Genomic DNA, 18,660 nt, shown 5'->3' with positions numbered 1-18,660 from the left:
AGAGGGAGCGTCAAGCCTAAGGCAGCTCAGGAGTGTAGTGGGCGGGCCTCGGCACAACAATCCTGTAATTACGCCATTTATCATCCTGACGACAGTGTCATTGGCAATTTGCCCACGCCATGGTCTAGACTGGCCAGGTTCTTGTCGGGGTGCCTTGTTGGAAGGCTGAGATCGGTAAATACCGGATCCCGTTGAACCTGATCAGGTTAGCGCCTGCGTAGGGAACAAGATTTCTCGTCACCCGGCGAGTCCTCTTGTGCTTCGTCCGGGAAGTTGTTCGACAATCGAACAGCCCTCGTGCGCAAGCACAGCACTGGTTTCAGTGCGTCCGTCCGTCACAGGTTCGCTCCGACAACAATCCACCGCCCGGATAAGTTGGAGAGCCCTGATGAGCACCGAATTAAAAAGCCAAAAATCAAAAAACACCGTGCACTTGAGTGAATCGGCCAAGGTCGACTCCGGTTCCGTGCAGCCGTTTACCCGCTCACAGAAGATCTATGTACAGGGCTCGCGTCCCGATATTCGCGTGCCCATGCGCGAAATCAGCCTGGATGTGACGCCCACCGAGTTCGGCGGTGAAATCAATGCACCGGTGGTGGTCTACGACACATCGGGTCCGTATACCGATCCCAACGTGATCATCGACGTGCGCAAAGGCCTGGCCGACGTGCGCTCGCCCTGGATCGAAGAGCGCGGCGATACCGAGCGACTGGCTTGCCTGAGCTCACGCTACGGCCAGGAACGCCTGGATAACCCGGACCTGGCCTACCTGCGCTTTGCCCACCTGCAAAATCCACGACGGGCCAAGGCCGGCGCCAACGTCAGCCAGATGCACTATGCGCGCAAAGGCATCATCACGCCCGAAATGGAATATGTGGCCATCCGCGAAAACATGAAGCTTGAAGAAGCCCGCGCCGCCGGCCTGCTCAAGCAGCAGCATGCGGGACACAGCTTTGGTGCCAGCATTCCAAAGATCATCACGCCCGAATTTGTTCGTGAAGAAATCGCCCGTGGCCGCGCCATCATCCCGGCCAACATCAATCACACTGAACTGGAACCGATGATTATCGGCCGTAACTTCCTGGTGAAGATCAACGGCAATATCGGTAACAGTGCGCTGGGCTCGTCCATCGAAGAAGAAGTGGCGAAGATGACCTGGGGCATTCGCTGGGGCTCCGATAACATCATGGACCTGTCCACCGGCAAGCACATCCACGAAACCCGCGAGTGGATCATCCGCAACTCGCCGGTGCCGATCGGCACCGTACCCATCTACCAGGCACTGGAGAAAGTCGACGGTGTGGCGGAAGACCTGACCTGGGAACTGTTTCGCGACACCCTGATCGAGCAAGCCGAACAGGGCGTCGACTACTTCACGATCCATGCCGGTGTATTGCTGCGCTATGTGCCGCTGACCGCCAACCGCGTCACCGGCATCGTCAGCCGTGGCGGCGCGATCATGGCCAAATGGTGCCTGGCGCACCACAAGGAAAACTTCGCCTACACGCATTTCGAAGAAATCTGCGAAATCATGAAAGCCTATGACGTCAGCTTTTCGCTGGGTGACGGCTTGCGTCCGGGCTCGGTGGCCGACGCCAACGACGCCGCGCAATTCGGTGAGCTGGAAACCCTTGGCGAGCTGACCAAGATCGCCTGGAAGCACGACGTGCAAACCATGATCGAAGGCCCCGGCCACGTGCCGATGCAGTTGATCAAGGAGAACATGGACAAGCAGCTCGAATGCTGCGACGAGGCGCCGTTCTACACCCTCGGCCCGCTGACTACCGACATCGCGCCGGGCTATGACCACATCACCTCCGGCATCGGCGCGGCGATGATCGGCTGGTTCGGTTGCGCCATGCTCTGCTACGTCACGCCCAAGGAACACCTGGGGTTGCCGAACAAGGATGACGTGAAGACCGGGATCATCACTTACAAGATCTCCGCCCACGCCGCCGACCTCGCCAAAGGCCATCCGGGCGCGCAGATTCGCGACAACGCGCTGAGCAAGGCGCGCTTCGAATTCCGTTGGGAAGACCAGTTCAACCTGGGCCTGGACCCGGACACCGCGCGGGCGTTTCACGACGAGACCCTGCCGAAAGAGTCCGCCAAGGTCGCGCATTTCTGTTCGATGTGCGGGCCGAAATTCTGCTCGATGAAAGTCACCCACGAAGTGCGTGAGTACGCGGCCAACCAGCGCATTGAAGCGGTGGATGTGGACGTAGCCAAGGGCTTGGCCGAGCAGGCGGAGCGGTTCAGGCAGGAAGGCAGTCAGCTCTACAAGAAAGTCTGAAACCCATGATCGTTCCCAGGCTCTGCGTGGGAATGCATCCCGTGACGCTCTGCGTCACAAAGGCGGACGCAGAGCGTCCAACGCGGCATTCCCACGCAGAGCGTGGGAACGATCAGCCCCTCAGAGATTCCACCCTTGAGCATTCAACCGAGCACCTATTCGCCGGACATTGCAGTCCCCCAGGACAAGCGCGTCTTCGGCGCCCGCGACCTGTTCTCCCTGTGGTTCTCCCTCGGCATCGGCCTGATGGTCCTGCAAACCGGCGCCTTGCTGGCGCCGGGCCTGGGGCTGTCGGGTTCATTGCTGGCCATCTTGCTCGGCACCCTGGTCGGCGTGCTGTTGCTGGCCGCCGTCGGCGTGATCGGCAGCGACACTGGGCTGTCCGCCATGGCCGCGCTCAAGCTCAGCCTCGGTAGCCGCGGTGCGAGCCTGCCGGCGCTGTTGAACCTGCTGCAATTGATTGGCTGGGGTTCGTTCGAAATCATCGTCATGCGCGATGCCGCCAGCTTGTTGGGTACGCGTGCGTTCAGCGAGGGCAGCCTGTTGGCGAGCCCCTTGTTGTGGACCGTGTTGTTTGGTGGCCTTGCCACCGTGCTGGCGGTGAGTGGCCCGCTGACCTTCGTGCGGCAAATCCTGCGCAAATGGGGCATCTGGCTGCTGCTCGCGGCCTGTCTGTGGCTGACCTGGAACCTGTTTGCCAAGGCCGACCTCGTCGCGCTGTGGGCCCAGGCCGGTGACGGCTCGATGCCGTTTGCGGTGGGCTTTGACATTGCCATCGCCATGCCGCTGTCGTGGCTGCCGCTGATCGCCGACTACTCACGCTTTGGCAAGCGCGCGAAAAGCGTGTTCGGCGGCACCGCGCTGGGGTTCTTTATCGGTAATTTCTGGCTGATGAGCCTGGGGGTGGCCTACACCCTGGCCTTTGCGCCCAGCGCTGAAGTCAATGCGCTGCTGCTGGCCCTGGCCGGCGCCGGCCTGGGTATTCCGCTGTTGCTGATCCTGCTGGACGAGTCGGAAAATGCCTTTGCCGATATTCACTCGGCGGCGGTGTCGAGCGGGATGCTGCTGCGTTTGAAAGTCGAGCACCTGGCGTTGGCCATCGGTGTGATTTGCACCGTGATTGCCTGCCTGGCGCCCCTGGCGCAATACCAGAACTTCCTGTTGCTGATCGGCTCAGTGTTTGCGCCACTGTTCGGCGTGGTACTGGTGGATCACTTCATCCTGCGCCGTCGGCGCCAGGGCACGGTGACCCAACTGCATTGGCCGGCGCTGCTGGCGTGGCTGGGCGGCATCGGCACCTACCACCTGCTGGCGCACCTCTATCCGGATATCGGCGCAACCCTGCCGGCATTGCTGCTGGCAGGGTTGCTGCAGTTTATCCTGGGGCGGGCGGTCAGTGGCGCGCGGGCATCAGCTCAGGCTTGATCACACCGGTCAGGCGCGCATAGGGGATGGTGATTTCGATCAGCCCCTGGGCGTAGGGGGCGATGGTGGTGACGTTGTACTTGAGCACCACGCCGCCGCTGGTCAAGGCCACGTTCGGGGTTTTCTGGAACGGCCAGTTCTTCACGAACTCCGGGTCGCGGTCCATCTTGGTGTTGATCAACCAGCTGTTGTGGGCAACTTTTGCGGTATTCCAGAAGGCCTGCTCCTGGCCGGGCAACAGCATGTCGGCCAGGCCCAATTCCTTGTGCAGCACCCGTGAATAGTTGATGAAACCGCGGCCAGGTTCACCGTGGGCCACGCCGGTGTCCAGATAGCTGGACACTTCAACGATCACCAGTCCGTCATGCTGCTCACGTACCTTGGCCTGCAAGTACATGCTGTGGCGGTCGGGGGATTCGCGCAGGAATGTGTCCCGGTAGGCATTCAGGGTCGCAGGGACGCTGGCGCCCGGCGTGGTGCGGGTCATCTGCAGCAGGCGCTGCTCGACCAGTTTGTCCAGTTGCGGGTCGGCGGGGAAATGCACGGTGTCGATGTTCACCAGCGGACAATCAGGGCTGCCGCAGCCGGGCTTGATCTGCTCCGACTTGTCGGTGGTGACGTCCAGCGGTTTGAGCTGGCCGGGCTGGAACAGGCTCTGGCAGGCACCCAGGGTCAAGGCAATACAAGCCATGGAGGCGATTTTTAAAAGCGACATGTGTGTCCTTCGTAAATCGATGGAAAGCGAAAAGAGTAGCGCTTGGACTGCCAACAGGGCCGCCAGTTCGCCACTAGACTGATTAGTGTGAGTTTGACGCCCGCCGTCTATCCCGGCAACCGGAAAGGGGCTGCGCCGAGCCACTTGGGCGCGTTAGGATGGCGCCCACTGCACGGCTTATGACGAGGAAGAATATGACGGACTTTACGAAGTCGACGCCGAAGAATATCGAGATTGTTCAGCGCGACTCTGCCTACAAGGGCTTCTATCAGCTCGATCGGGTGCAACTGCGCCACGAGAAGTTCGACGGCGGCATGAGCCGCGTGATCAATCGTGAAGTGTTTGTGCGCCATGATGCGGTGTGCGTACTGCCCTACGATCCGCAGCGCGATGAAGTGGTGCTGATCGAGCAGTTCCGCGTCGGCGCCATGGGGCGTGCCGACAACCCGTGGCTGGTGGAAATGGTCGCCGGCCTGATCGACAAGGACGAGCAACCCGAGGAGGTTGCACACCGCGAAGCCGAAGAGGAAGCTGGGCTGACGTTCTCCGCGCTGTGGCCGATCACCAAGTATTTCCCGTCGCCTGGCGGCAGTACCGAGTTCGTCCACCTGTACCTGGGCCGTTGCGACAGCTCACAGGCCGGTGGTATCCATGGATTGGAAGAAGAGGCCGAAGATATCCGCGTGACCACCTGGGCATTCGAAGATGCCTTCCAGGCTGTGCGCGACGGCAGGATTTCCAATGCAGCCAGCATTATCGCCCTGCAATGGCTTGCGCTTAATCGCGCGGAAGTGAGGGGGCTATGGCAGTAAAGGCACGGGAACGTTACCGGGTTGACCTGATCGGGCTGCAAGCCGCGTGCGAGGCCAACTATGCGCGGCTGATGCGCCTGCTCCCCGACATGCGCCACACGCCCCAGGCGCGGCGCATTGCCGTGACCCACGGCGACCAGATGCTGGGCGTGCTGACCCTGGAAGTCATCGTCAATTGCCCGTACACCACCACCCTGCGCGTGCGCCAGGAGCACAGCCTGCCCTGGCTGCCGGTGCCGCAGCTGGAAGTGCAGGTGTACCACGATGCACGCATGGCCGAAGTGATCAGCGCCGAACATGCGCGACGCTTTCGCAGCATCTATCCTTACCCGAATGTGTTCATGCACCAGCCCGATGAGAAAGCCCAGCTCAATGTGTTCCTCGGCGAATGGCTGAGTCACTGCCTGGCCCTGGGCCATGAGTTCGAAGTCGTGCGGTAGATGTGAACTGCGTTTGTTTCCCTGGGTTTCCTCTTTGTGTCCTGCCCCAGCATAATTGCCCCACCTGTCTATTCCTGTGACCGCTAGGGAGAGCGCCTTGCCGAGCGTATCCGCCATGAACCCTGACGCTGTGCTGTTGGTGCAACTGTCCGACAGCCATTTGTTTGCCGATGCAGACGTCACGCTGCTGGGCATGAATACCCGCGACAGCCTGCAGCGGGTGATTGATCTTGTGCGCGAGCAGCAGCCGCCTGTCGATCTGGTGCTGGCCACGGGGGATCTGTCCCAGGACGGCACACTGGCGTCATACCAGCAATTTCGCGACATGACCGCGCCGATGGGCGCTCCCGCGCGCTGGCTGCCCGGCAACCACGATGAGCCGCAGATCATGGCCCACGCTGCCGTGCACAGCGACCTGCTGGAGCCGGTGGTTGACGTCGGCAACTGGCGCGTGACCTTGCTGGACTCCGCCGTCCCCGGTTCCGTGCCCGGCTACCTGCAGGACCAGCAGCTGCAACTGCTCGTCCAGGCCTTGAGTGAAGCGCCGAACCGGCATCACCTGGTGTGCCTGCATCATCACCCGGTGTCGATCGGCTGCGCCTGGATGGAGCCTATCGGCCTGCGCAATCCGGATGCGCTGTTTGCCGTGCTTGACCGCTTCCCCCAAGTGAAAGCGGTTTTGTGGGGGCATGTGCACCAGGAAATCGACAGCGAGCGCAACGGCGTGCGCCTGCTGGCTTCGCCGTCCACCTGCATCCAGTTCGCGCCCGGGAGTGAGGACTTCCAGGTCAGCGACCAGGCCCCAGGCTATCGCTGGCTGCGTTTGCATGCCGACGGGCGGTTGGAGACCGGGGTGGAGCGGGTCAAGGATTTCGCTTTTACCGTCGACTACGGCAGCAACGGCTATTAATAGCTGTAAACGCTGATCAAAAGGTGGGAGGGGGCTTGCCCCCGATGGCGGTGTGTCAGCTGCCACATGTGCTGACTGACACTCAGCCATCAGGGGCAAGCCCCCTCCCACATGGGTTCTCACACAGACCCCTTATCCCTGTAAACTGCGCCTCTTTGGCTGAGTCACGGAGAGCCCGGCATGTCCGCTTCGATCCTCTATATTCACGGTTTCAACAGTGCGCCGGCTTCCAACAAGGCCAGCCAGTTGATCACCGTAATGGGCAAGCTTGGCCTGTCCGAGCAGCTGCGTGTTCCGGCGCTGCATCATCATCCGCGTCAGGCGATTCCTCAATTGGAGGAGGCCATCGCAGAACTGGGCAGGCCGCTGCTGGTCGGCAGTTCATTGGGCGGCTACTATGCAACCCATCTTGCCGAACGCCATGGCCTCAAGGCGCTGCTGGTCAACCCGGCGGTCAGCCCCCATCGGATGTTTGACGGCTACCTGGGGACCCAGAAGAACCTCTACACCGACGAAAGCTGGGAGTTGACCCTCGACCACGTCACGGCGTTGGCCGAGCTGGAAGTACCGGCTCCTCAGGACGCCGCGCGTTATCAGGTGTGGTTGCAGACCGGGGACGAAACTCTGGATTATCGCCTGGCCCAGCAGTATTACCGGGCCTGTGCCTTGCGCATCCATGCCGGTGGCGACCACGGTTACCAAGGGTTCGCCCAGCAATTGCCGGCATTGTTGAGCTTTGCCGGCATTGGCGCTGATCAGTATCAATCCTTCGATTTTTCGTCACTGTAAAAATCGCAGGTCATTTTTTAATCGAACGACTCACGACGAGACCCCATGGCCACTCCCAGCGCTAGCTCTTATAACGCCGACGCCATCGAAGTCCTCTCGGGCCTCGACCCGGTGCGCAAACGCCCCGGCATGTACACCGACACCAGTCGGCCGAACCACCTTGCCCAGGAAGTCATCGACAACAGTGTCGACGAAGCCTTGGCCGGGCACGCCAAGTCGGTGCAGGTCATTCTCCACGCCGACCACTCCCTGGAAGTGTCCGACGACGGTCGCGGCATGCCGGTGGACATTCACCCGGAAGAGGGTGTATCGGGCGTTGAACTGATCCTCACCAAGCTGCACGCCGGCGGCAAGTTCTCCAACAAGAACTACCAGTTCTCCGGCGGCTTGCACGGCGTGGGGATTTCCGTGGTCAACGCCTTGTCCACGCAGGTCAGGGTCAAGGTCAAGCGTGACGGCAACGAATACCAGATGACCTTCGCCGATGGCTACAAAGCCACCGAGCTGGAAGTGGTCGGCACTGTCGGCAAGCGCAACACCGGGACCAGCGTGTACTTCGCGCCGGACCCGAAATACTTCGATTCGCCGAAATTCTCCATCAGCCGTCTCAAGCATGTGCTCAAGGCCAAGGCCGTGCTGTGCCCGGGCCTGTTGGTGAGCTTTGAAGACAAAGGCACCGGCGAAAAGGTCGAGTGGCACTACGAAGACGGCCTGCGCTCCTACCTGGAAGATTCGGTCAGCGACTTCGAGCGCCTGCCCAACGCGCCGTTCTGCGGCAGCCTGGCCGGTAACAAGGAAGCCGTCGACTGGGCGCTGTTGTGGTTGCCCGAAGGCGGCGACAGCGTGCAGGAAAGCTACGTCAACCTGATTCCCACCGCCCAGGGCGGCACCCACGTCAATGGCTTGCGCCAGGGCTTGCTGGACGCCATGCGCGAATTCTGCGAATACCGCAGCCTGCTGCCGCGCGGCGTGAAGCTGGCGCCGGAAGACGTGTGGGAGCGCATTGCATTCGTGCTGTCGATGAAAATGCAGGAGCCGCAGTTCTCCGGCCAGACCAAGGAGCGCCTGTCCTCCCGCGAGGCGGCGGCGTTTGTCTCCGGTGTGGTCAAGGATGCCTTCAGCCTGTGGCTCAACGAGCACCCGGAACTGGGTCTGGCCCTGGCGGAGCTGGCGATCAACAACGCCGGTCGTCGCCTCAAGGCCAGCAAGAAAGTCGAGCGCAAGCGCATCACCCAGGGGCCGGCATTGCCCGGCAAGCTGGCCGATTGCGCCGGGCAGGACCCGATGCGCTCCGAGCTGTTCCTGGTGGAAGGTGATTCCGCCGGCGGTTCCGCCAAGCAAGCGCGGGACAAGGAATTCCAGGCGATCCTGCCGTTGCGCGGCAAGATCCTCAACACCTGGGAAGTCGATGGCAGCGAAGTGCTGGCCAGCCAGGAAGTGCACAACATCGCCGTGGCCATTGGGGTCGACCCTGGCGCAGCGGACATGAGCCAGCTGCGCTACGGCAAGATCTGCATCCTCGCCGATGCCGACTCCGACGGCTTGCACATTGCCACCTTGCTGTGCGCGTTGTTCGTGCAGCACTTCCGCCCGTTGGTGGATGCCGGTCACGTCTACGTCGCCATGCCGCCGCTGTACCGCATCGACCTGGGCAAGGAGATTTTCTACGCCCTGGACGAAGCCGAGCGCGATGGCATCCTCGATCGCCTGGTGGCCGAGAAGAAGCGCGGCAAGCCACAGGTCACGCGATTCAAGGGCCTGGGTGAAATGAACCCGCCGCAACTTCGCGAAACCACCATGGACCCGAACACCCGGCGTCTGGTGCAGTTGACCCTGGAAGACTTCGCCGGCACTTCGGAAATGATGGACATGCTGCTGGCGAAAAAGCGTGCGCCGGATCGCAAGGCCTGGCTCGAATCCAAAGGCAACCTGGCCGAGGTATTGGGCTGATGCGCACAGGCTTCGCCCTGGCGATCCTGATGGTGTGCGGGTTGGCAGCCACCGATGGGGTGGCCGCGCCTGTGGCTGAGCTCAAGTTGGTGTCGGAACATCCGGTAGACGGCATGCGCGGCGGCAACCTGTCGGGCCTGGCGCTGTGCGGCAAGGACCTGTGGACGGTATCGGACCGCGATGATGACCGGATTTATCGTCTGGACACCCGCGAGCCGACCTGGAACGCCGAGGCATTGACGATCGACGTCCCCCCGGTGCCCGAATCCGGCCTGCCGTGGGGGTTGCGCTCGCGCACCAAGGCGGCTTCGTTCATTCGCGGTGGAGACCTGGATTTCGAAGGCATCAGCTGTGATGCCGCAGGCAACCGCTACATCGTCAGCGAAGCCCATGCGGCGGTGTTGCAGGTACCGGCAGCCGGTGCGCCCGAGTGGTTGAAAATCGCCCCGGGCATGGTGCGCGAGGCGCGGGCCAGCGGCATGTTGCTGCACTTCAATGCGTTGTTCGAAGGCCTGACGGTGAACCCGCAAGGCAATCAGATCTGGCTCGCCGCCGAGCGTGAGCGCCGTGGCCTGATCTCGATCAAGCGCGGGCAGAGCGTGTGGGATTGCGAGGGGGCTTGCGTATTGTTGAGCGAGGCCGGGCTGGAAGTGCAGCCGGCGCAGTTCACCAACGCCAAGGCCGTGTCCAAGGATTTTGCCGACCTGGCGCTGTTCAACGACAAGCTGTTCACCCTGGAGCGCAATGCATTCCAGATTTGCCGACGCGATACGGTGACGGCCAAGGTTGAGCTGTGCTGGTCGTTTGCCGACGAAACCCTGACGCCCGAACGGCGTTACCCCCAACCTTATGGCCTGGCCGAAGCCCTGGTGGTGGACGCCGACGGCGCCTGGATTGGTATCGACAATAATTTTGGCGCGCGTGCCGACGGTGAAAAGCGTCCGGTGGTCTATCGGTTTGCCGCCCCGGCCGGTGGCTGGAGTGCCCAGCCATGAGCCGCGACTTTTTTGAATTGAATCAGCGCAGCGGCAGTTCCGCTGCGCCTTACCCAACGATGAGGCCCGCATGAGTGACATCCTCGCAGACAGCTTAGATGGCGTAGAACGCCGATCGCTGGCTGACTTCACCGAAAATGCCTACCTCAACTACTCCATGTACGTGATCATGGACCGTGCCCTGCCGCATATCGGCGACGGCCTGAAGCCGGTACAACGGCGCATTATCTACGCCATGAGTGAGTTGGGCCTGGACGCCGATTCCAAGCACAAGAAGTCGGCGCGTACCGTCGGTGACGTGCTCGGCAAGTTCCACCCCCACGGCGATTCGGCCTGCTACGAAGCCATGGTGCTGATGGCCCAGCCGTTCAGCTACCGCTACACCCTGGTCGACGGCCAGGGTAACTGGGGCGCGCCGGATGATCCCAAGTCCTTCGCCGCCATGCGTTACACCGAGGCGCGTCTGTCGCGTTATTCGGAAGTATTGCTCAGCGAGCTGGGCCAGGGCACCGCGAACTGGGGGCCCAACTTTGACGGCACCCTCGACGAACCCCTGGTGTTGCCGGCACGTTTGCCGAATATTCTGCTCAATGGCACCACCGGCATCGCTGTCGGCATGGCCACCGATGTGCCGCCGCACAACCTGCGCGAAGTCGCCGCCGCCTGCGTTCGCCTGTTGGATGAGCCAAAAGCCACGGTCGAGCAGCTCTGCGAGCATATCCAGGGCCCGGACTACCCGACCGAAGCGGAAATCATCACGCCGCGCGCCGACCTGCTGAAAATGTACGAAACCGGCAAGGGCTCGGTGCGCATGCGCGCGGTGTATCACGTCGAAGACGGCGACATTATCGTGACCGCGTTGCCGCATCAGGTGTCCGGCGCCAAGGTGCTGGAGCAGATCGCCGCGCTGATGCAGGCCAAGCCGTCGAAACTGCCGCAGGTCGCCGACTTGCGCGATGAGTCCGACCACGAGAACCCTTGCCGCATCGTGATCATCCCGACCAACAGCCGGGTGGATCATGCAGTGCTGATGCAGCATCTGTTTGCCAGCACCGACCTGGAGTCCAGCTATCGGGTCAACGTCAACATCATCGGCCTGGACGGCAAGCCGCAGCTCAAGAACCTGCGCAACCTGCTGGTGGAATGGCTGGAGTTTCGCGTACAGACCGTGCGCCGGCGCCTGCAATTTCGCCTGGATAAGGTCGAGCGCCGCCTGCACCTGTTGGACGGCTTGTTGATCGCCTACCTCAACCTGGATGAAGTGATCCATATCATCCGTACCGCCGAGCACCCGAAAGCCGAGTTGATCGCGCGTTTCGAATTGAGCGAGATCCAGGCTGACTACATCCTCGACACCCGCTTGCGCCAGTTGGCGCGACTGGAAGAAATGAAGCTGCGCGACGAGCAGGACGCACTGCTCAAGGAACAAGCCAAGCTGCAAGCGCTGCTGGGCAGTGAAGCCAAGCTCAAGAAGCTGGTGCGCAGCGAGCTGATCAAGGACGCCGAAACCTACGGCGATGACCGCCGGTCGCCGATTGTCGAGCGTGCGGAAGCGAAAGCTCTGACAGAAACCGAGCTGCTGCCTAACGAGAAAATTACCGTCGTTCTGTCGGAAAAGGGTTGGGTTCGCTCCGCCAAAGGGCATGATATTGACGCCACCGGGCTTTCGTACAAGGCCGGTGATGGCTTCAAAACCGCCGCCGCCGGACGTTCCAACCAGTTTGCGGTGTTTATCGACTCGACCGGGCGCAGTTATTCGGTGCCGGCCCACACGCTGCCTTCCGCACGAGGGCAGGGCGAGCCGCTGACCGGGCGCCTTACACCGCCACCGGGGGCGAATTTCGAATGTGTGCTGCTGCCGGACGATGATTCGTTGTATGTCATCGCCTCCGACGCCGGTTACGGATTCGTGGTCAAGGGTGAAGACCTGCAGGCCAAGAACAAGGCGGGCAAGGCGCTGCTGAGCCTGCCGAACAATGCCAAGGTGATCCTGCCGCGACCGGTGGAGGATCGTGAGCACAACTGGCTGGCCTCGGTGACCACCGAAGGGCGTCTGCTGGTGTTCAAGATCAGCGACCTGCCGCAGCTGGGCAAGGGCAAAGGCAACAAGATCATTGGTATCCCGGGCGAGCGTGTGGCCAGTCGCGAAGAGTACGTGACCGACATCGCCGTGATCCCCGAAGGCGCTACGCTGGTGCTTCAGGCCGGCAAGCGCACGTTGTCGCTGCGCCCAGACGACCTTGAACACTACAAGGGCGAGCGCGGTCGACGCGGCAACAAACTGCCTCGAGGCTTCCAGCGGGTGGATGCTTTGTTGGTAGAAACGCCTGCTTAAGGCGTACTAGAGGCCTCGATCTACGATTTAACGCGTAGATCGACGCTTTGGCGCTGGAGTCATGGCGCATATTCACGGATGATATGGCCTTTCCAGCGCCGGCGTGGCCGAGCGTGTTTAGGTTATTTTTAGTATTACATTGTGGTTCGCCTTGTGGCAGCCACCTGGATGGGATGATGACTGCTCCACGCCTTCCTCTATTTTTGATGCTCGCTGGCCTATTAGGGCTGGCGGGTTGCAGCACGCACCAGCCGGTGTCGCTGTACCAGCTGGACAGCGGAAGTCCGGCTCAGCCAGCACAAACCGCCGGCATGGCGGTCCTGCTGGGTCCGGTCATCGTTGCTGATTACCTGCAACGCGAGACCCTGCTCCAACGTCAGAACGACGGAAGCCTGCAAGGTTCCACGGATGGTCGTTGGGCGGGTAGCCTTTCTTCCGATATCAACCAGTTGATGTTGCGTCAGGTGGCCGGTCAGTTGGACAGTCAGCGCGTGGTCCTGGCGCCAGGCCCATCGGGGTTTTCCCCGGATGTGCAAGTGTTGCTGACCATCACACGGCTTGACTCCGGCAAGTCGCAACCGGCGATCCTGGATGCACAGTGGCGCTTGATCGACCGTCGCGGGCAAGTACGGGACAACCGTATCGTGCACCTGCAGGAAGAACATGCCGGCACCACCGCGTCCCAGGTCCAGGCCCAGGGCGTATTGTTGCAGCACCTGGCGCAGCAGCTGTCGGTGGCGCTCAAGCCGCTGGCCAACCAGCCGCCGATTGCCGAGGCACCGCGCAAGCAGGCACCGGCACAAGCCAAGCCCGCAACCCCGGAAAAACCGAAGATGCCGATGGCAACACCGATTCGTACGGATCTGGAAGTGTTCAGGTTTTGATCTGAATGCCAGGCAAACAAAAGGCCCGCTGAGTAAGCGGGCCTTTTGTTTGGGCTGCAATTTAAGCTGCGCCACAAATTAACTGTGGGAGGGGGCTTGCCCCCGATTGAGGTGGGTCAGTTAATGCATCTCTGACTGGACTAGCGCTATCGGGGCATAAGTATCTACACAACTCTGTAGCCCCCACCGTAACCACGATGCGAAGCGAGCCGCTCTTGATCTTGATCTGCTTTTGATCTCAGGCGCCCCGTTAAACCACGCTGGCCGGAGAGAGGGCACACCGAGCCTAAGCGAGGTGCCGAGTGGTGGGGCAAGAGCGTTTTGCTTACTTTTGCGCTTTTCAAAAGTGAGCCGCCGTCAGGGCGGAACCCTAAGTGGTCGTTACCGCAGAAACGGATATGTACTCGGTCTGATCCAGCATCCTGGTCGGCCCAGAGGCCGCCATCGGGGGCAAGCCCCCTCCCACATTGGGTTTAGCGGTGTTCTTCAATTCTTGTTACGGGTCTCATGCATCCGCGCCAGCTGGCGCTCCAGCATCGACGGATACGGCTCCATCAAACGCTCCACACAGCTGGCGCCCTCAGGGCTGGCAATCGGGCGGATGCGTGCGCGCTGGCGAATCAGCGTGTCTTCACTGATCTTGCGCTCCACCAGCAGCAGGTTGCGGCTGTGCTGGGACAAGGCCAGGGCATCCTGGGCAATCTCGGTCAGCAAGAGGTCGATCTGGCTGATGCCGAACAGGTCATCGCCCACCGTCAGGCCCAACTGCAATTGCAAGGTAATGCCGCTGTCCGCCACTTCGATCTGCAAGGCATGGCCCAGGGCGCGCAGCAACTCGCCGCAGCAGATGGCGTTGGTCAGGTAATCTTCGCCGCTGTCTTCGCTGTGGAACAGCATCAACGTGCTGCCGTCGTTCAGGGTGTGCAGTTCGCTCTGGTAGAGCGAGGCCGCCTGGTCGAGACAGTCGCGGTAGCGTTCCAGCAATTCCGTCAAGCGGGCGCGGGGCAGGCGGCGCAGTTGCTCCTGAGCACCGAGCTGCACGGCGAGTACGGCGCTGTACTGGGGCTCGGTGCTCTTGGCCGCAGCCGCTTTCGGCGCTACGGCAGGCGCGGTGTCTGCGGTATCGCGCAGGTCGGCAAACGGGTCTTCGTCATCCAGCTCGTCTTCTTCGGCCTTGATCACATGCCGTGGCGCAGGCTTCAAACCCGCCACCGGAGCGCTTTCGTCAAAGCCTGGGTCACGCAGGTCGCGCACTTCAAACTCAGGCTCGTCGTCGTTGTAGTCGGCCTCGTCGTACTCCGGCTCGGGTTCAACCTCAGGTACCGTCGGCTCCGGCGCGAAGCTGGCATGCAGCTGGCGCGCGAGGTCGCCGATTTCGTCCTGGCGGTCGGTGGCCGGGGTATGTTCGTTGATATCGCGCAGCCAGATGCGCAGTTGCATCAACGGCGTTGAGATATGCCGGCCCAGGCGCAAGCTCAAGGCCAGGGCCAGGGCCAACAGGATCGCGCTCAGGATGCCCATGCTTTGCAGGCTGATGGTCATCGGTTGCTGGAACTGTTGCATGTCCAGGCTGATGCGCAATTGGCCGGCTTTCACATCCTGAAACGTGATATTGCTCTGGTACAGGCCCTCGGCTTCGCCCAGCAGGCCGTTTTTCGGGCGCTGCCCGGCTTCGGCCATGATCCGGTTGTCCACGCTATAGATAGCAGCGTGGGCCACCAGCGGGTTCTTGGTCAGGTTGTTGAGCAGCACGTTGAGGCTGAGAATGTCGTTGGACACCAGCAACTCAGTCGCCGAGGTGGCGGTCTGGGTGGTCAGGCTCTCGCCCAGGGCGTCGGCTTGCTCATGCATGGCCTGCTTGAACTGCAAACCCATCACGCAGGCGTAGATCACCAGGGCCAGAGCGACCAGGATCACGTTATGGCTGGCGATGCGTAATGCGATCGGTACACGGCGGTGGCGCAGTGCCCGGAAGATCAGCAGGAAGAAGTTATCGGTTTTTACTGGCGTGGGCCGGTTCACTTGCGCTCGGCTCTTGGTCCGTGAAGTTGACGCGCAGTATAGCGACAGGCCCATGACCGGCAAAGCGCTGGCTGCGCCCGATGGTCACTGAAAGTGGGTAGAATGCGGTTTTTTTCCAGCCTGGGGGTGCGCTTTGCGCGAAATTGTCCTGATCAACATCACAGGTCTTGACCGACCGGGTCTCACCGCTGCCATTACCGGTGTTCTGGCCCAGGGTGGTGTGAACATTCTCGACATCGGCCAGGCGGTGATCCACGACACCCTGTCGTTCGGCATCCTGGTGGAAATTCCCAGCACCGAGCAGGCATCGTCTGTCCTCAAGGACATTCTGTTCACGGCCTACAAACTCGATCAGCAGGTGCGTTTCACGCCGGTGTCCGAAGCCGATTACCAGCATTGGGTCGAAGGCCAGGGCAAAAAGCGCCATATCGTGACGTTGCTCACCCGCAAGGTAACGGCCGAACAACTGCAGCGCGTCAGCTCGATCACGGCGCATTACGGGTTGAACATCGACCATATCGACCGCCTGTCGGGACGTATGCCGCTGGACACGCCGGCGGACAAAGGCAAGGGCTGCATCGAGTTCTCGGTGCGCGGGGAGCCGGCCGATGCGCAAGCGCTGCGCGCTGAATTCCTGAGCGTGGCCCAGGAGCTGAATGTCGACATCGCCTTCCAGGAAGATTCGCTGTTCCGGCGCAATCGTCGTCTGGCGGTGTTCGACATGGACTCGACCCTGATCGAAGCCGAAGTCATCGACGAGCTGGCCAAGGCGGCGGGTGTGGGTGAACAGGTCAGCGAGATTACCGAGCGGGCGATGGCGGGCGAGCTGGATTTTCGCGCCAGCTTCAAGGAGCGCCTGGCGTTGCTCAAGGGCCTGGACGTGAGCGTGCTCGACTCCATCGGCGCTTCCCTGCGCCTGACCGAAGGCGCCGAAACCCTGTTCGCCGAGCTCAAGCGCCTGGGCTACAAAACGGCCATCCTGTCCGGTGGCTTCACCTATTTTGCCAAGCAGCTGCAGGCCAAGCTGGGCATTGACTACGTGTTTGCCAACGAGCTGGAAGTGGTGGATGGCAAAGTGACCGGCGTGGCGGTGGAGCCGATTGTCGACGCACAACGCAAGGCGGACCTGCTCAGGGAGCTGGCGCACAAGGAAGGCTTGCGCCTGGAACAGACCATTGCGGTCGGCGACGGCGCGAACGACTTGCCAATGCTGGCGATTGCCGGGCTGGGGGTGGCGTTCCGCGCCAAGCCGTTGGTCAAGCAGTCGGCCAAGCAGGCGATTTCGACCTTGGGGTTGGATGGGGTGCTGTATCTGCTGGGCTTGCGCGACCGTGATGGGCAGCTCTAACTGACGAAATGCGCTCAAAAATGTTGGAGGGGGCTTGGTTCTGCGTCAGGCCTTGGGTGTTGCGATACCCTGGCCCATCTGCACGGGCGAGCCCGCCAACAATGCTTCGGTCCATTTCACCTGATCCGGCCCGAACAGCACGATAGCGGTCGAACCCAGCTTGAAGCGCCCCAGCTCCGCACCTTTTTCCAAGTGAATCGGCGCACGGGCAGCTTCGTCGTAGCGAAAGGTTTTCAGTTCGCGCTTGGGCGGCGTTACCAGCCCGGCCCATACGGTCTCAATCGAGGCCACGATCATCGCGCCCACCAATACCACCGCCATCGGCCCGCGTTCGGTGTCGAACAGGCAGACCACCCGCTCGTTACGCGCAAACAGTTCCGGTACGTTCTCGGCGGTGGTCTGGTTCACCGAGAAAATTCGCCCTGGCACATAGACCATCTCGCGCAAGGTACCGGCCAGTGGCATATGCACCCGGTGGTAGTCCTTGGGCGACAGGTAGATGGTGGCGAAGTCGCCGCCCATGAACGGCGCAGCCAGCGCAGCGTCGCCGCCCAGCAGTTCCAGCACGCTGAAGCTGTGGCCTTTGGCCTGGAACACACGGCCATGTTCGATCGGGCCGAGCTGGCTGACGGCACCGTCGGCCGGGCTCAGTACGGCGCCCGGCGTTTGATCCAATGGGCGCGCGCCGTCTTTCAGTTCGCGGGTGAAGAAGGCATTGAAGTGCTCGTAGGCGGTCAGGTCTTCAACCAGCGCCTGGGACATGTCCACCTGGTAACGCTTGGCGAACCAGCGGGTGAAGGCATTCTTGAACCAGCGCACGCGGCACTCGGCAATGCAGCCGGCCAGGCGCGAGAGCAAGTGGTGTGGCAGCAAATACTGGCTGAGGATAAACAACTGCTTTTTCATAACTGTCCTTAAACCTTAAATCTCAACGGGGGTGTCGGGGTGGTTGCCCCATTCGCCCCAGGAACCGGCATAACCTTTGACTCGTGGATAACCGAGCGCCTTGGCCACCAGGTAGGTGAAGCCAGAGCGGTGGTGGGTCTGGCAGTGGGTGATGATTTCTTTATCGCGGGTCAGCCCGAGGTCTTCGAGGATTTGCGGCATGTCGCGGCGGATGCGCAGGCTGCGCGCCGTGTCCATGCCGGCGGTCCACTCGAAGTTCACGGCGCCGGGGATGTGCCCGGCTTTGGCCGCGAGGACTTTTTCACCGGAGTATTCCAGCGGGCCGCGTGCGTCCCAGATAGCCAGGTCGGCCGCGCCGAGCCGGCTTTGCAGGTATTCGCGGGTGGCGGTGGGACCGTCATGCAAGGTGAGGCTGACCGGGCCGCCGACGGGGGGCGGCACCTCGGTGGATAACGGGTGCTTCTCGTCCAGCCACGCCAGCAGGCCGCCGTCGAGGTAGTGGTATTTCTGATGGCCGATCACGTCGAGCATCCAGATAAAACGCCCGGCCCAGCCGCCGCCTTCGTCGTCATACACCACATAAGTGGCATCGGGTGTGTGGCCCAGCTCGCCGAACAGTTTTTCCAGGTCGGCCTTGTTTGGCAGCAGGCCCGGCGCGGGCGGCTGGCCCAACTGGGTGCGCCTGGGGTCAACGAAATGCGCGCCGGGGATATGCCCTTCGGCGTAGCGGGCGGCACTGGTGAGGTCCACCAGAATCAGGTGTTCGGCATCAAGGCGACCTTGCAGGTCGCTGCATTCGATCACCAGCGGCAAGCCAGAGAAGTCAGGCATGTGAG

Annotated in this window: 15 protein-coding genes and 1 riboswitch; of the genes, 11 read left to right on the top strand and 4 right to left on the bottom strand. The window is 61.8% G+C overall.

Features of this window, described 5'->3' with window-relative positions; translation table 11 throughout:
• Nucleotides 1-135 precede the first annotated feature (135 nt).
• Nucleotides 136-241, top strand: a riboswitch (TPP riboswitch).
• A gap of 147 nt (nt 242-388) precedes the next feature.
• Together thiC and cytX are read left to right on the top strand one after the other, a co-directional pair.
• On the top strand, nt 389-2,293 hold the full coding sequence (thiC, locus tag J1G34_RS00345; protein WP_222993000.1) for a phosphomethylpyrimidine synthase ThiC: 1,905 nt from the start codon (nt 389-391) through the stop codon (nt 2,291-2,293).
• 135 nt (nt 2,294-2,428) lie between these two features.
• Complete coding sequence (cytX, locus tag J1G34_RS00340) at nt 2,429-3,718, top strand: putative hydroxymethylpyrimidine transporter CytX (protein ID WP_222992999.1); 1,290 nt, start codon at nt 2,429-2,431, stop codon at nt 3,716-3,718.
• On the opposite strand, the gene J1G34_RS00335 is transcribed toward cytX, so the two are convergent.
• Nucleotides 3,687-4,433, bottom strand: coding sequence for an RsiV family protein (locus tag J1G34_RS00335; protein ID WP_122482458.1), 747 nt, complete (start codon nt 4,431-4,433; stop codon nt 3,687-3,689). The two genes, cytX and J1G34_RS00335, sit on opposite strands and share 32 nt — an antisense overlap.
• A 194-nt stretch (nt 4,434-4,627) precedes the next feature.
• Between J1G34_RS00335 and J1G34_RS00330 the strand changes: the two genes are divergently transcribed.
• The 8 genes from J1G34_RS00330 (at nt 4,628) to J1G34_RS00295 (ending at nt 13,548) form a co-directional block, all read left to right on the top strand.
• Nucleotides 4,628-5,245 (top strand): NUDIX domain-containing protein, encoded by a 618-nt coding sequence (locus tag J1G34_RS00330; protein ID WP_065886547.1) that lies wholly within the window; start codon nt 4,628-4,630, stop codon nt 5,243-5,245.
• Nucleotides 5,236-5,685, top strand: coding sequence for a DUF1249 domain-containing protein (locus tag J1G34_RS00325; protein WP_065886546.1), 450 nt, complete (start codon nt 5,236-5,238; stop codon nt 5,683-5,685). The genes J1G34_RS00330 and J1G34_RS00325 overlap by 10 nt, the downstream gene beginning before the upstream one ends.
• Nucleotides 5,686-5,782: 97 nt before the next feature.
• Nucleotides 5,783-6,595 (top strand): 3',5'-cyclic-AMP phosphodiesterase, encoded by an 813-nt coding sequence (cpdA, locus tag J1G34_RS00320; protein ID WP_128875829.1) that lies wholly within the window; start codon nt 5,783-5,785, stop codon nt 6,593-6,595.
• A gap of 180 nt (nt 6,596-6,775) precedes the next feature.
• Entirely contained in the window at nt 6,776-7,384 is a 609-nt protein-coding gene (locus tag J1G34_RS00315; protein WP_122462091.1) for a YqiA/YcfP family alpha/beta fold hydrolase, read from the top strand.
• 45 nt (nt 7,385-7,429) lie between these two features.
• Nucleotides 7,430-9,334 carry a DNA topoisomerase IV subunit B gene (parE, locus tag J1G34_RS00310; protein ID WP_065886543.1) on the top strand — a complete coding sequence of 635 codons (1,905 nt, stop codon included), beginning with the start codon at nt 7,430-7,432 and terminating at the stop codon, nt 9,332-9,334.
• Nucleotides 9,334-10,329 (top strand): esterase-like activity of phytase family protein, encoded by a 996-nt coding sequence (locus tag J1G34_RS00305; RefSeq protein WP_222992997.1) that lies wholly within the window; start codon nt 9,334-9,336, stop codon nt 10,327-10,329. The genes parE and J1G34_RS00305 overlap by 1 nt, the downstream gene beginning before the upstream one ends.
• A 70-nt stretch (nt 10,330-10,399) precedes the next feature.
• Nucleotides 10,400-12,664: a DNA topoisomerase IV subunit A gene (gene parC, locus J1G34_RS00300; protein ID WP_065886541.1), complete on the top strand. Its 2,265-nt coding sequence runs from the start codon at nt 10,400-10,402 to the stop codon at nt 12,662-12,664.
• Nucleotides 12,665-12,837: 173 nt separating this feature from the next.
• Nucleotides 12,838-13,548 carry a PqiC family protein gene (locus J1G34_RS00295; RefSeq protein WP_065894482.1) on the top strand — a complete coding sequence of 237 codons (711 nt, stop codon included), beginning with the start codon at nt 12,838-12,840 and terminating at the stop codon, nt 13,546-13,548.
• A gap of 486 nt (nt 13,549-14,034) precedes the next feature.
• On the opposite strand, the gene J1G34_RS00290 is transcribed toward J1G34_RS00295, so the two are convergent.
• Nucleotides 14,035-15,570 (bottom strand): AhpA/YtjB family protein, encoded by a 1,536-nt coding sequence (locus tag J1G34_RS00290; RefSeq protein WP_222992995.1) that lies wholly within the window; start codon nt 15,568-15,570, stop codon nt 14,035-14,037.
• A 133-nt stretch (nt 15,571-15,703) separates the two neighbouring features.
• Here J1G34_RS00290 and serB point away from each other — a divergent pair, with 133 nt between their 5' ends.
• Nucleotides 15,704-16,918: a phosphoserine phosphatase SerB gene (gene serB, locus J1G34_RS00285; protein WP_065886537.1), complete on the top strand. Its 1,215-nt coding sequence runs from the start codon at nt 15,704-15,706 to the stop codon at nt 16,916-16,918.
• 45 nt (nt 16,919-16,963) lie between these two features.
• Here serB and asd read toward each other — a convergent pair whose 3' ends face one another.
• Nucleotides 16,964-17,824: an archaetidylserine decarboxylase gene (asd, locus tag J1G34_RS00280; RefSeq protein ID WP_222992993.1), complete on the bottom strand. Its 861-nt coding sequence runs from the start codon at nt 17,822-17,824 to the stop codon at nt 16,964-16,966.
• A gap of 15 nt (nt 17,825-17,839) precedes the next feature.
• Complete coding sequence (rhdA, locus tag J1G34_RS00275) at nt 17,840-18,655, bottom strand: thiosulfate sulfurtransferase (protein WP_065894488.1); 816 nt, start codon at nt 18,653-18,655, stop codon at nt 17,840-17,842.
• Nucleotides 18,656-18,660: the final 5 nt, after the last annotated feature.

The sequence above is a fragment of the Pseudomonas sp. Wu6 genome, assembly GCF_019891515.1.
Lineage (GTDB): Bacteria > Pseudomonadota > Gammaproteobacteria > Pseudomonadales > Pseudomonadaceae > Aquipseudomonas > Aquipseudomonas orientalis_A.
This window is presented reverse-complemented; position numbering and strand designations above follow the sequence as displayed.

Coding starts and splice junctions, on each gene's coding strand:
- thiC (WP_222993000.1), top strand. CDS start 389: ATGAGCACCGAATTAAAAAGCCAAAAATCAAAAAACACCGTGCACTTG.
- J1G34_RS00335 (WP_122482458.1), bottom strand. CDS start 4,433: ATGTCGCTTTTAAAAATCGCCTCCATGGCTTGTATTGCCTTGACCCTG.
- J1G34_RS00330 (WP_065886547.1), top strand. CDS start 4,628: ATGACGGACTTTACGAAGTCGACGCCGAAGAATATCGAGATTGTTCAG.
- J1G34_RS00325 (WP_065886546.1), top strand. CDS start 5,236: ATGGCAGTAAAGGCACGGGAACGTTACCGGGTTGACCTGATCGGGCTG.
- J1G34_RS00315 (WP_122462091.1), top strand. CDS start 6,776: ATGTCCGCTTCGATCCTCTATATTCACGGTTTCAACAGTGCGCCGGCT.
- parE (WP_065886543.1), top strand. CDS start 7,430: ATGGCCACTCCCAGCGCTAGCTCTTATAACGCCGACGCCATCGAAGTC.
- J1G34_RS00305 (WP_222992997.1), top strand. CDS start 9,334: ATGCGCACAGGCTTCGCCCTGGCGATCCTGATGGTGTGCGGGTTGGCA.
- parC (WP_065886541.1), top strand. CDS start 10,400: ATGAGTGACATCCTCGCAGACAGCTTAGATGGCGTAGAACGCCGATCG.
- J1G34_RS00295 (WP_065894482.1), top strand. CDS start 12,838: ATGATGACTGCTCCACGCCTTCCTCTATTTTTGATGCTCGCTGGCCTA.
- asd (WP_222992993.1), bottom strand. CDS start 17,824: ATGAAAAAGCAGTTGTTTATCCTCAGCCAGTATTTGCTGCCACACCAC.
- rhdA (WP_065894488.1), bottom strand. CDS start 18,655: ATGCCTGACTTCTCTGGCTTGCCGCTGGTGATCGAATGCAGCGACCTG.